This is a genomic window from Gilliamella sp. B14448G11, assembly GCF_016101765.1.
GTDB lineage: Bacteria > Pseudomonadota > Gammaproteobacteria > Enterobacterales > Orbaceae > Gilliamella > Gilliamella apicola_N.
In genome coordinates, this window is the sequence record NZ_JACFPX010000007.1 from 1 (window position 1) to 14,032 (window position 14,032).

General features: G+C 32.8%; 9 protein-coding genes. 4 read left to right on the forward strand and 5 right to left on the reverse strand.

The genetic code is table 11. The annotated features are described in order from the left end of the window. Positions 1-1,493: type VI secretion system Vgr family protein (locus tag H3S88_RS06450; RefSeq protein ID WP_198237261.1), on the reverse strand; the 1,493-nt coding region annotated here is incomplete at its 3' end. A gap of 908 nt (positions 1,494-2,401) precedes the next feature. On the opposite strand from H3S88_RS06450, the gene H3S88_RS06455 reads away from it, so the two are divergent. Then, entirely contained in the window at positions 2,402-2,911 is a 510-nt protein-coding gene (locus tag H3S88_RS06455) for a DUF2867 domain-containing protein (RefSeq protein ID WP_198228311.1), read from the forward strand. 253 nt (positions 2,912-3,164) lie between these two features. Here the strand turns inward: H3S88_RS06455 and H3S88_RS06460 are convergent, their stop codons facing one another. Next, a complete protein-coding gene (locus tag H3S88_RS06460; protein WP_025315506.1) occupies positions 3,165-4,148 on the reverse strand; it encodes an AEC family transporter in 984 nt (327 codons plus the stop codon). A 946-nt stretch (positions 4,149-5,094) separates the two neighbouring features. On the opposite strand from H3S88_RS06460, the gene H3S88_RS06465 reads away from it, so the two are divergent. From H3S88_RS06465 to H3S88_RS06475, 3 genes are all read left to right on the forward strand, one after another. Continuing rightward, entirely contained in the window at positions 5,095-5,541 is a 447-nt protein-coding gene (locus H3S88_RS06465; protein ID WP_198228313.1) for a LexA family transcriptional regulator, read from the forward strand. Then, positions 5,538-6,803: a Y-family DNA polymerase gene (locus tag H3S88_RS06470; RefSeq protein WP_198228315.1), complete on the forward strand. Its 1,266-nt coding sequence runs from the start codon at positions 5,538-5,540 to the stop codon at positions 6,801-6,803. The genes H3S88_RS06465 and H3S88_RS06470 overlap by 4 nt, the downstream gene beginning before the upstream one ends. 117 nt (positions 6,804-6,920) lie before the next feature. Beyond that, complete coding sequence (locus H3S88_RS06475) at positions 6,921-7,742, forward strand: helix-turn-helix transcriptional regulator (RefSeq protein WP_198228317.1); 822 nt, start codon at positions 6,921-6,923, stop codon at positions 7,740-7,742. A 1,216-nt stretch (positions 7,743-8,958) separates the two neighbouring features. On the opposite strand, the gene H3S88_RS06480 is transcribed toward H3S88_RS06475, so the two are convergent. Genes H3S88_RS06480 through H3S88_RS06490 form a run of 3 tightly spaced genes read right to left on the reverse strand, consistent with a single transcriptional unit; the run spans position 8,959 to position 13,983 of the window. Next, entirely contained in the window at positions 8,959-10,089 is a 1,131-nt protein-coding gene (locus tag H3S88_RS06480) for an ABC transporter permease (protein WP_198228319.1), read from the reverse strand. A gap of 5 nt (positions 10,090-10,094) precedes the next feature. Next, complete coding sequence (gene rbbA, locus H3S88_RS06485; RefSeq protein ID WP_198228321.1) at positions 10,095-12,896, reverse strand: ribosome-associated ATPase/putative transporter RbbA; 2,802 nt, start codon at positions 12,894-12,896, stop codon at positions 10,095-10,097. A 13-nt stretch (positions 12,897-12,909) separates the two neighbouring features. Further along, positions 12,910-13,983, reverse strand: coding sequence for an HlyD family secretion protein (locus tag H3S88_RS06490; RefSeq protein ID WP_198228323.1), 1,074 nt, complete (start codon positions 13,981-13,983; stop codon positions 12,910-12,912). Positions 13,984-14,032: the final 49 nt, after the last annotated feature.

Below are 14,032 nucleotides of genomic sequence, written 5' to 3' on the forward strand. Positions count from 1 at the left end.
TTTAATGGCTGGTAAGGTATGGCGGTAAAACTCAGTTCATAAGCCTCACTGCGGTTTCCCTGTCCTTGCACCGTTAATATCATTATCCCCTCATCAATTCCGGCAATCGCACTGCCTTTGATGCGGATATGTTGACCCGGGGCTAAATTGGCCTGATTACTTTTACCCCGAATAACAATTTGACGGCTAATGGCGTGTTCATGGCGAATGCGGGCATACCATTCTCCACTTTCAACACCATTACTCGCATTACCAGAATGAGTGCTAATATCACCGCTATTATCGTTATTATTGCCGTTACTGTCGTCGGTATCGATATCACCACTATTTTCATCATCATCATCATTATTATTGATGTCACTATCAATTCCATTATTGCTGTCACCATTGGTATTTAACCCTTTATAGTGCTCATCATAACGGTAATCAGTGCCATAAGTGGTGTTATCTTTTAGTTGACTGTTAACCTCACCCAGTAAATTAGCCTGCGCATCGCGGTAGTTATAATCCTGTACTTGTACCGAAGATTCCACCATCTGACTGTGTAAGGTTATATCCCAGACACTTTCAACGCTGTTATCCAGTGTACCGCTCGGTTGTTTATACACAATATCAGCCACCTGCTGATAACCTTGTTCATAATCACTGATGACCATCACATCACAGTTGTGTTCACCATGGGTTTCAAACCGGAAATAGACCCCCACATCAGCAAGCAGTCTTTGAATAAACTCAAGGTCACTCTCCTGCCACTGGGTAATAAATTCACGTTCAGGGTATTGCTCTTTAAGTGCTAAACGATAATCAATCCCGGTATAACCATGACCACGCAAGACCTCTTCAACCACACTGATAACGCTTTGATTCTGAAAAATAGCACAGTTATGACTTAATGCCAGTTTGGCTAATTGCGAGGATAAGACAACTTGATAACGGGCTTCATCGTTACTGACTGATAATTGACTGAACTGGGTAATCACACCATAAAGAGTGCGTGAACCGCCCTGAGATAATAGTGAATTTAACGGATTAAGCGGATTAAACTGGGTTAAAGAATTAAGTGAATCAAGTGGATTAGATTGTTTAAGCTTATCTAACTGTTTTAATGGCCCAGACTGTTTTAATGCATCTAATGGATTAGCCGAAGTTAAGGAATTAAGTGCATTAAGTCCTTGAGTTGTAAAGCCACTTAAACTGCCAGAATTAGCAGGATTAAAACTCAAACGGGCATTTTGGTTAAGAAATGACTCAACAGAAAGTTGTTTATCCGAGCTGGTGAAAGTAATCGTATAGTGCCAAGGCTGGTTAAGTTGCTCATTACCCTCAACCTGTAAGATTGAAACCTCAGCAGGCAAACCATCAATATTTAATGTATAACGATTATGACCAGCTCCATTAACCAAACCATGCTTTAAACCCCGACTTAAACCATTACCCAATTGATTTACCAGATTGGTTAATCCTTTATCCATGCTATCCTCGATATATTTCATGTGCGCTGCAAATAAAACTTTGTTTTATTAAACTATTTATTATTAATATTTATTTAATATTATTTTTTACTAAAAAATTGATTATTTTAATGATTTACCATTATTAGTTAAATATTTTTATGAAGTTACGTTAAAAACAATCCAAAACTGATATAAAATACACTGTTTTGTGTAATTTGCAACATTTTTTAAAAAATTTTATAAATTTAATTTAGATAGATAACTTACTGATATTATTAATAAATAAAATAAAATATCATTAAAAATTTGTCACTTAAACATGATCAACAGAGGATTAAAAGCATTTGGATTTTGCTCATTTTTTATTGGATAATTTTTCACTGAATTTTATTAAGATTTATATCTAAAAAAGCATTTTTACTGAAACATAACCATGACCTGAAACTTTTTAAACAAAATAATGGACTGCACAATTACCCAAAAAATATGCTTTTTAGAATTACCGATAAGGCTATAAATAAGATTTTAGTGTGATTAAATAATCGAGTTGAAATTATTCAAAATAATTTAATTATATTAATAAGTTAAAATTAATTTTGTAAAAAATATTCAGGAGTCTATACCATTTAATTAGATAAAATGCCTAAAATTTAATTTATACTCATAAATCATGTTAATAAATAGCTACTGAGTTTAAGAACATTGTGGAAACGAGTCTTTTTTGTTCATTTAGGGTTTAACTATTATTAGCAAAATTAAGAAAAAAACGCATTTTTTGGATAGAAGTAATTCAATGAAAGATATTTATCATTGCTAGTAAAAGTAACGGTATAGTGCCATAATAACAATATTACATAATCCATATTAGGCATTTTTCTTAAATTAACTTACTGTTTAACTTGATTTATTTTGCTATAAATTTAAATTAACATATCCAATATAGAAAAATGAAAAAAAAGCATATTCAACAAATATTAGCTGTTTTGCCTAACGATACTACCTTAGTTGGCGAAAAAATAGATTATTTAGATTATCAAACAATAGCCATAGCAAAAAATATTACGGCGCTTGATGCTTATAAAATAATGACATCTTATCAGCCTAAATGGCTAGAGTTTCTATTTAAAATAAGAGATTTTTTAGTTAGATTAGTTGGAATTAAACCTGTTCATGGATTTAATAAGTCTGAGCCACACCATCACAATCTTGAAACTTCAAATACCCTCCATTTTTTTACAATTATTGAACAGACCCCAGATAAACTCACATTACAGGTAAAAGACTCGCATCTTGATGTTTGCCTATGCTTACGGATTGTTAATAATATGGAGAAGATTAATATGTTGTATCTTATTGCTTCAGTTAATAATCATAACTTTTGGGGAAAATTATATATGATGCCAGTTTCTATACTTCATCCATTTATAGTTAGACAGTTATTTCGTAATTTTAAATAATAAAATGATTATATTGATGTTTTGTTATTTAGTGTTGTTCTTTTAGTTTTAATTATAAAAGGATAAAAAATTCTGATTACTTTCAGATGGATTTTATTTTTAATTAATAAGTTAAAACATAAATAAAAACACAAAGAAAACTAAGGAATGGCAATTTTTATTGATATTGAAAACATGATAATAAAAAATAAAACTAATGAAAAAGCCCCATTTAGGCGAGCTAAATGAGGCGGTTCGGATCGATTATAAATGCTTATTGCACACCTGGAATGGTATATTCCATGATGAGTAATAATGTTGGTAAAATAAAGATTGATAAAACTGTTGAAGCAAAGAAAATGCTTGATGCATGTTCTTGTTCAACATTCCAGTTATAAGCTAAAATAACCGCTGTTGATGCCGTTGGCATTGCAAGTAAGAAAACTAACTCTTCTGCTTCCATTCCTGTGATACCAAATAGATGTACAGCAATTAACGCAACAACTGGTGTAAAGAAGCTTTTCAAAACTACGTTGATCATAAGTGGTTTTGACATTTTTAATTTAACACCATAGATACCCACACCTACTGCAATTAACGAAATGAAGTTACAAGCATTAGACATGATATCGAAAGTGTTAAATATAAAGTGTGGCATCCAAGTCGTACCATCAGTCACACTCACCACTAAACCAAGAATAACACCTAAGAACATTGGTTTCATCAGTGAACTTTTTACTGCACTAAAAACCATTGCACCCGTTACTTTACCACCTGATATTTTGGTGTCACATAATTCTAATAGAAAAATGGTCATAGGAATTAATGACAATGCCACAACAAAGTTAGCGACTGCAACAGAAATTGTAGATGAAGCACCTAACATTAACGTTAAGAACGGAACCCCCATTCCCCCCATATTTGGGAAGCAGCATAACATTGAACTCATGGCTGTTGATTTGAGATCTTTATGTAGAACGTATTTATTCACTAAGAAACAAACGATCCATAAAAATGACATCGTGCAGAAAAAGGCAATCATCCAAATACCATTGAATATTTGCGATGGTTTAGCGTGTGATGTATGCACAAATAGTAATGCTGGGAATACAAAGTTAGATACAAGTCCAGATAATAATTTTTTAGAATCTTTCGTAAATATTCCTTGCTGTACACACAACCAACCAAGAAAAATAAGTAAAAAAACCGGAAGACAAGAACTTACAACTTGTCCAACTGCAGACCAGATTAGATTCATTTTTTTAAAACTCCTAAAATAATATTACTTGAAATACAAATTCGGTAATTGTTCGGTAACTTTTGATTAGATTTTTTTTAGACCGAGCTAAAGCGGATAACAAAGTTGAATGTATTTATTACATGTAAAAGTGCATGTTTGTTTTTTGAAATTCTATATTGCTTAATGTTGTTTTACATGATGTAAGCTTAACTGAATACATTGTTAATATGTCAACCTTTGTTATATCAAATGGAAAATTCTGTAAATTGCGCGGTATTATACTTATTCTTTTTTAACTTGTGTTAAGCAAGGTCTGCAACCTATCTTAAAAAGAATAAAAAATCATTCAATTTTGCTTTGACACCACTAAATAGCGAAGTTTTATTTCATAAAAATCAACAAATAAGATCACATAGAAAACGCGTGTTAAATTATGGTAAAAGTTAATTTGACCATTAACTCTTTTGTTTTGCTGCTTTTTATAACACTTTATTAACAATAAAAAGCTACTAATTTTATAGTTAAAAAACTGATTTAATTTGTTTATATAAAAGAATGACAACAACATGTAATTACTTATCTTTATATTATCAAGATAAATAATTAACATAACAGATAGTGAATTATGTTTTTAAACTATTAATGAATAATTAATACAATGTAAGCTTTCTATGTGGCATGACAAAATCAATAATGTCATTTGGACTATTTTTAAGTTAAAAACTGCTTATTTTTGCCCTATTATTTTTAATCCCATAAAAATTGGAAATCCCAAAAATGTTAGCTGTGGCTTAATATCAATTGCGTTTTTTTGCTCAATTTCTATTTTTTTACAGTCAAAAATTTTTGAATCAGCTATCTTGTACTGTATATTTATACATATATTCGTTTTTTAATATGTCTATAACCTTATGTCCATAACACAACGAAGTAGATTTATATGTTAATTTTAAGGAGAACGTACTTGCGTAATAATTGTATTGTACTTGGCATGGTTAATACTGCCGATAAAAATTACTTAACTTTAATTGATACGCCAGTAAGAGCTGGATTTCCATCCCCTGCAGATGATTATTTGGAAACGAAACTTGATTTGACTGAACATTTAGTAAAGCATCCTAGCGCAACCTATTATATTAAAGCCGTAGGCGATTCTATGATCGATTATGGTATTTTTAGTGGTGATTTGTTAGTTGTTGATCGTTCTTTAGAGCCTAAAATCGGTGATATTGTAGTTGCCGCAGTTGATGGTGAGTTAACATGTAAATGTCTTGGAATATTCGATAACCAACATCATTTATTGTCAGGTAATTCTCTTTATCCGCCAATTCCCTTAGTGGGGAAAGATGTTCATATTTGGGGAATTGTTATACATACCATCCATTCATTACGAAAAAGAGCACATGTATGATCGGCCTAATTGATTGCAATAATTTCTATGCTTCATGTGAACGCGTTTTTAATCCTAAATTAGAAGGAAAACCAATTGGGATCTTGTCCAATAATGATGGCTGTGTTATTGCGCGTTCAAATGAATTAAAACCATTAGTACCTATGGGGATGCCGGCTTATCAGATCCCATCTAAAATTCGTAAACAAATAATTTTGCTAAGTTCAAATTATGAACTTTATGGTGATATGAGTCAGCGGGTCTTTGATACTGTACAAAACCATACTCCGAGTATTGAGCTTTATTCTATTGATGAAGCTTTTATTCAACTAGATGGATTTACAGATATAACAGCACATTGTTTAAAAATAAAAAATGTTGTAAAACGAGATACGGGTATTCCTATTAGTATCGGTATTGCTCCAACGCGAACATTGGCAAAGTTAGCTAATCATATAGCCAAAAAACAAACCATTTATCAAAATGTTTATTGTTTACCCACAGATGAAAAATCACTAAAAAATATATTAGAAACATTTTCAATTAATAACATTTGGGGCGTAGGTCGACATATCGCAAATAAATTAAATAGAATCAATATTCATACTGCATGGGACCTGCGTCAAGCTAATCTAAAATATATTAGAAAGAACTTTTCGGTAACACTAGAACGGACCGTATTAGAATTACAAGGTATTAATTGTATTGAATTAGATGACCTATGCACTCCGAAGAAAAACATCATGATATCACGCAGTTTTGGTCGTTTAACGAGTAAACTATTTGATTTACAAGAAGCGATTCGTCTGCATGCAAGCCGTGCAACTGAAAAGCTTAGACAACAACAATCTGTCGCTAGCGCTATTCTAGTCTTTTTAAAAACGAATCGCTTTTGTGACAATTCAAATCAATATCACCCATCAATCGTAGTACCACTCTCTTTTCCAACAGATGACTCACGATTAATTATTCACGCAGCACAAAAAGGTTTGCTGGCAATATATAAGCAAGATCTTTTATTTATGAAATCAGGGGTAATGTTATTGGATCTAAAAATTAAAAACAGCCATTCACAACCAGACTTTTTCACTACACCTTTAACAAATCCATCGCTGCATAAAAACGACAAACTTATGAAAACAATTGATAGCATTAATCAAAAAATGGGTAAAAATACGATCCAATTAGGAGGAATACAAAAGTCTGCACCTTGGCAAATAAAACGTCAATTATTAAGCAAACGTTATACAACTCATTGGAATGAATTACCATTAGTGAAATAAATAACTAAAAATAGTAATCATTATTATATATAATAAGCTCAAGAGTAACATTGATTCTAGCGATGGATATTGAATATCCTCAATAATTGACCATAACATAAAAACGGATTGATTAGGATGAAAGATACAGAATTAGAAATAGAAAGACTCAAAACGTTAAGTACTACATTGAATCATAAAAAGTGTGTTTCAACTTATAAATCAAAGCTACAACAAGATCTCTCTAATATACCTATATTAAAACCACTGCTGGTTGTTGTATTAAATGGATGTAAAATCGTTGGTAATGAAACCAAAGTCGCATGTAATGTAGGTAATTTTGTTTTTTTTACTGATGTACAAACAATGAATATGCGAAATATTCCTGCCAATACCAATTATTTTGCGGTACTCGTTGAATTTGAATTTTCTGATTTTGATAATAATATAATAAATAATAATACTAATAAATCTGAAACATACACATTTGGTAAAGCTAATAACGCTTTATACAAATGCATATCTCAGCTTATTGAATGTTTAGATTGGGCAACAGAAGATATAATAGAAAACCGAAGAAAAGAGATCATCAATTTATTAGTTAGTTCGGGATATCCAAATTTAGCTTACCTCCCTAGCCAAAAAGAAACAACCCTAAAAGTTATCGAAATATTTAAAAGAAACGACAATAAAAAAATTACAATAGATGACGTAAGTAAAGAAATTTGCATGAGTAAAGCGACGTTATATCGCAAATTAAAGTTTGAAGGGGAAAATATCCAAAAAATAAAAGAAAAAGTGTTAATGGGACGTGCGCTTCACTTATTACAAACATCGAGTCTTTCAACAGAACACATTGCCACAATGGTTGGTTATTCATCTACCGCTCGATTTTCTCAACGATTTAGAGCTTATTTTGGATTATCACCAAAAGAGTTAAAAAATACCAAACGAAATTAATCGTTTTTTAATATAAAAATCTCATTTAATTGGGATTTTTTTTAATATCCAATATTTGTTGGATAAAGTTAGTCCAAGTAAAAGTTTTTATCATTTTAAAATATCAGTATTTTTTTAAGATAAATTTTTAAACACAAATAGATTACTGCAAATCAGTTATCAACAAATTACCCTATTTATGTAGAATTATAATTATTTATCTTAAAAACAATTAGTATCAAAGTTAGATAGTATCAGTGGAGTTCGGATTTGCACAAAAAGAATTAATAAACGTTAAAAAACTAGGTTGGAGTTTGCAATAATGCCTTCCATGGCAAAATTGCAAAGGTTTTTAGTGATACCAGTCTTCCATGGGTAATAAGCCAAAATGACCTTTACTTTGATACCAATTAAATCAGATATTTTTTCCTTAGAACTATTTCCCTTTATAACTAATTCCTTTTAGTTCTAATTCCTTTTAGAATTAAAAGGATTAATACTGATTTTTTTACACTATCAAAATATCCATAAAATGACAGTATTTCTATAAATAGCCTATCCCAAACTACAATGTTGGCATGATTTAATACCCAACCTCATTTGCGATATGTCCTAAATTATAACAAGTAATTTTGTAAAAAAAATAACAATTAAATTCATTTTATTAACAAAATCTTTCAATTTGTTTACATAACCTTAAGATTGAGATTTACAAGTCGCATGACATGATGAGATTTGCACGATTTCTTAATGCTTACTTATTGATAATTAATAAGAAAATATACATATCTATCTATTTGAGAGGAGACAAATATTGTACCTTTTTATTTCAAATTTGTACCAATAAGTAACATTTTTATTCAAAATCATGATTCATTGTTTTTTGAAATAGACTCAAATGATCTATTTATACTGAATACTATCACCTAGTTCTAAAAAATTATATTTAGATTTTTTATTAAAGATATTGTACGTTTTGTTATGTAAACCACTTGAGTCATTTTGAAATAACTTATTAATTTATTATAATTTTTTTCTAATTATGAAATCAATGACAGATCTTATTATGGTTATAAATTAGATGTACTGATTTAATATTACCGAATATCTTATTCTGTATAGATACCTTTTGTATGCATAAAAAAATGTGTCTATTGCAATAATAGTGATGAAAAAGAATAACAAGTCAAAAAGAGACAAAATAAATCATTTTGTCATATTATGAAGATATGGGATCTTATGATCCCATATTGACAATTGAACTACGGAAACGTTTAAGGGCAATAAGAAAGAACACACAACCAATGGCTAGAAGCCAAGCATAGGAAGTCCAAACTACACTTAAACCGGCACCACGATATAAAATGGCTTGCCCTAATTCAACAAAGTGAGTGGTAGGTGCAAACAACATAATATTTTGAACCACTTCAGGCATACTTTCACGTGGCGTACTGCCACCAGAAAGCATCTGTAACGGCAGAAGAATTAAAATGAATAACATCGCAAACTGTGCTGTTGATTTAGCGACGGTAGCCATAAAGATACCAAGTGACGTTGTCACGAACAAGTGTAAAGCGGCACCAATCAAAAATAGAGTAATCGATCCCTCAATTGGTACATTAAGCCAACCTTGAACAACTACTAAAAGAGCTCCCCATGTTGAAACCAGAACGACAAGACCCATAGACCAAACTTTTGAGATCATAATTTGAAATGGTGTAACTGGCATTGAAAGTAAGTGATCGATAGTGCCGTGTTCACGTTCTTTCATTAAAGCAGCACCTGTCAAAATAATCGACAAAGTAGTAACAATGTTAATAATTTCAACAACCGAACCAAACCAAGAGCGGGTTAAATTTGGATTAAATGCTGTATGAACTTCAATGTTAACCGGTAAACTGGTTGGTTTATCTATTTGATTGAAATATTTTGTTATTTCGTTATTCACGATTTGAGTAATATAGCCATTTCCAACAAACGCCTGCCCCATTCGCGTCGCATCAACATTAAGTTGAATTTCAGGGCTTTGATTATTTAAGACATCGCGTTGAAAATTAGGCGGTATATTTAATGCAAAGGTATAAGTGTCTGTATCCATTCCACGATCGACAACATCCATTGAATGTAATTTAACGGGTTTATTAAACATTGGTGGATAAAATGCCGCAATAATTTGCCTTGATAAAGGCGAGTCATCTTCATCAACCACTGCTATCGAAGCATGATGAAGCGAATCAGAAGTTGCTGTTGCAGCAGAATAAATATCAATTGTAAAACAGTAGGCGATTAAACATAACATGATTGGATCACGAATTAATCCCCATAATTCTTTAATACCTAAGCGATAAATATTAATAAAACCTTGCATAATATCTATCCTTCTTGTTTCTTGAGGAGAAATATACTTGCACCAAGTATAATCGGAATGGTAATAAGTAATACAAATATTGAGTTATGTAAGTCAAAAAGTCCTAATGCTTTATTGAAAACACCTCGCGCAATAACAAGCATATGACTTGTTGGATACACCTCACCAATATATCGCCCAATACCCTCTAAGGATGCTACTGGATTAAGTAATCCTGAGAATTGTATTGCGGGTAACATCGTACCAACCGTGGTTAAAAATATAACTGCAACTTGACTGCGTGTCACTGTCGAGGCAAGCAATCCAAACCCTGTTGCAATAACACAATAAGCTAATCCAGCTAAACATAAAGTCAGGAAGCTTCCTTTTATCGGCACATCAAATATGGTGATAGCCATAATCAGGAGTAATAAGAAGCTAAGCATCGAAATAACAATATAAGGAACTTGCTTACCTAATAAAAACTCTGTTCTTGTAACAGGAGTAACATATAAATTGATGATTGATCCCATCTCTTTTTCACGAACAACGGATAACGCTGCTAACATAGATGGAATCATTAATAATAGAATTGGAATTACAGCCGGAACCATTGCCTGTAAACTTTTAACATCAGGATTATACCGATATCGAGTTTCAATGTTTGCTAATGCGCTAGATTCTGTTCCAGTTGTTGTTTTTATTTTTTCACTTAACCAAGCAAGATGCATACCTTGTACATATCCTTTAACCGTATCTGCTCTAGACGGCATAGCACCATCAATCCAAATTCCGATATTAACTGGATCTCCACGTTGTATATCTCGTCCAAAATTAGGCGGTATCTCGATAGCTAAAGAGATTTCATTACTTTTCATCCTTTGATCCATGTCATCATAATCAAGAATTGGCGATTTTTCGATAAAATAGCGCTTAGATCCTGAAAGATTAAGAATGTAATTTTGACTGGTAATACTTTGGTCACGATCTAACACCGCAAATCTTAAATCCTGTACATCCATGGTGATACCGTATCCCATAACCAACATTAAGATTGCTGAACCTAAAAAGGCTAATAAAGCACGCAAAGGATCACGTGATAACTCTAATGTTTCACGCCACAAACAACCAATCATACGAGTCAAGCTAAATCCTTGTAGATGATGGGTATCTTGGGTTACCTTAACGGGTTCATTCGTTACAGTTTTGGATGTTTCACTCTCCTTTTCATCCATATTTGTATCATCTGCCCCTGCATCAACTAAATAACGGATAAACGCTTCTTCCAGAGTGTTCGCATTTTTAGAATGAATAATATTATCAGGTGTATCACTGGCTAATACTTTACCTGCATGCATTAATGAAATTCTATCGCAGCGAGCAGCTTCATTCATAAAGTGAGTGGTAATAAATACGGTTACTTTATCCTTTCGGGATAGTTCAATAATCAAACGCCAAAAGTCATCACGAGCAATAGGATCGACCCCAGAGGTAGGTTCATCCAGAATAAGAATTTCAGGATTATGAACCACCGCAACCGATAAAGAAAGCCTTTGCTTAACACCTAAAGGTAGACTTTCCGGCAAACTTTTTACGTCATTTTCTAAACCAAAACGTTTAAGTAATTCATTAACTCTTGCTGGTATTTTGCTTTCTTCAATACCAAATAGGCGTGCATGTAAAATGAGATTTTGTTCAACAGTTAATTCACTATAAAGCGAAAATGCCTGAGACATATAACCTAAATGGCGTCTAACATTGATATCACTGGCATCGACAGGTTTACCAAATAACCACGCTTCGCCTGATGATATCGGTAATAATCCAGTTAACATCTTCATGGTTGTTGATTTACCACAACCATTTGATCCTAAAAAGCCAAATATCTCACCTTGTTTAATTGAAAAATTAACATGATCAACTGCAATAAAATCGCCAAATTGTTTGGTTAAGTCTTTAGCTTCGATTGCAACTTGTAAATCTTGATTTATGGCTAATGGGGGGATTTCGACGGCTTCATAACCTTCCCTAGCATCTTCTGGCATTAACTGAATAAAGGCATCATCTAAATTATTTTTACCCGTTTTGGCTAATAATGCTTGTGGAGTGCCTGTTTCAAGAATTTTACCGCCATACATTGCAACCAACCAATCAAAGTTTTGCGCTTCATCCATATAAGCCGTTGCGACAATCACACTCATTTGCGGTCGTTGTTCACGAATTTTATTGATTAATTGCCAAAATTGCGCGCGAGAAAGAGGATCAACTCCCGTAGTCGGTTCATCAAGAATAAGTAAATCAGGGTCATGAATCAGAGCAGAACATAAGCTGACCTTTTGTTTCATACCACCTGAAAGGCGACCCGCTGGTCTGGATAAAAAGGGATATAAACCCGTGCTTTTAGTTAATTCATCAATACGGCGTCGTCTTTCCGCTGCGTCATTACCAAATAGGCGAGCAAAAAATTGTAAATTTTCTTCAACTGAAAGTGTAGGATAGAGATTTTTACCTAATCCTTGTGGCATATAAGCAATGCGTGTACAAACGTTTTTTCGATGTGATTTATCTTTCATATCACCATCGAGAACGTACACTAATCCTTCTTGAATAACATGTGCCCCTGAAATCAATGATAATAGACTGGATTTACCTACCCCATCAGGTCCAATCAATCCCACCATACATCTTGGTGGGATTGCAATACTGATATCATTGAGTGCACAAGTCTTTTTATATTTTAATGTTACATTACTAACATTTACTACAGCATCATCAAGGGTTTTACCTTCAGCAAGTAAAGCTAAATCCTTTTTATCCGATTCTGACATTTGCTATCTCCAATTATTTTGTTTGGCATTTTGCAACATCAGATAACTCTGAAGGCCACTCCGTATTAGGATTAAGTCTTACCCAAGCAACACCGGGAAGACCTGTTTTAACGTAGGTAATATAACATCTTAAAAGTTCTGGGCTTAATTGCGCTCTTACTCTAAACATCAATTTTTGACGTTCATCTTTTGTTTCTACAGTTTTAGGCGTAAATTGTGCAACACTTGAAACAAATGAAATTTTGGCAGAAATGGCTTTTTCAGGTAAAGCATCAAGAACTAATCGAACTTCATCACCAATAGCGACTTTACCTACAATGGTTTCAGGTAAAAAGAATGTTAAATACACATCTGATAAATTGACCAAGTTCAAAACTTTACCGCCAGAAGGTAAGACTTCACCAAGTTGAGCGATACGATATTGAATACGTCCATCAACAGGTGCAGTCAAAGTACTGTCATCGATATCAGCCTGAATTTGTCTAATATTTGCTAGAGCTACGTTTATCTCTGATTGAGCACTTTCAACTCCCGCTTGCGCAGCTTCAATTGCTGCATCGGCAGCCGCTACTTGGGATTTAGCGGAATCTAAAGCGGCTTTTGCGCTATTGACTTTAGCGGTATCATCATCAAATTGTTGAACTGAAATGGCACCTTTTTGATAAAGTGTAGCCGTTCTTTGTAAATGTTTATTCGCAATATCTAAATCACTTTCTTTTTGAGTAACGCCTGCTAACGCAGCTACTTTATCACTCATTTTTAAGGCAACTTGAGCTTTTGATGTAGCTTCATTACTCATTGCTTGTCGATGTTGTGCTTGGGCTTCATTTAACTTAGCTTGCAAAGTATCAGTTTGCATGATAACGAGAGGCTGACCTGCTGTGACAAATTCACCTTCATCAACATTAATTTTTTCAATTCTACCTGCGAGTTTTGTAGATATATTGATTTCGGTTGCTTCTATACGCCCATTACCACTAATGAAATCGGGTCCATAACCATCGGTTTTGAATTGTTGCCACAAAACAAAACCAAGCACGACAACGATAAACGCGATAATGATCCATTTCTTGCTAATATTTTTCATGAATAATGCCTTGTTTGTATATAATTAATTTTTATAAAGACTAAATGAA

Bases quoted from the DNA above. Each gene is read 5' to 3' on its own strand.
- H3S88_RS06455 (WP_198228311.1), top strand. From the start codon at position 2,402: ATGAAAAAAAAGCATATTCAACAAATATTAGCTGTTTTGCCTAACGAT.
- H3S88_RS06460 (WP_025315506.1), bottom strand. From the start codon at position 4,148: ATGAATCTAATCTGGTCTGCAGTTGGACAAGTTGTAAGTTCTTGTCTT.
- H3S88_RS06470 (WP_198228315.1), top strand. From the start codon at position 5,538: ATGATCGGCCTAATTGATTGCAATAATTTCTATGCTTCATGTGAACGC.
- H3S88_RS06475 (WP_198228317.1), top strand. From the start codon at position 6,921: ATGAAAGATACAGAATTAGAAATAGAAAGACTCAAAACGTTAAGTACT.
- H3S88_RS06480 (WP_198228319.1), bottom strand. From the start codon at position 10,089: ATGCAAGGTTTTATTAATATTTATCGCTTAGGTATTAAAGAATTATGG.
- rbbA (WP_198228321.1), bottom strand. From the start codon at position 12,896: ATGTCAGAATCGGATAAAAAGGATTTAGCTTTACTTGCTGAAGGTAAA.
- H3S88_RS06490 (WP_198228323.1), bottom strand. From the start codon at position 13,983: ATGAAAAATATTAGCAAGAAATGGATCATTATCGCGTTTATCGTTGTC.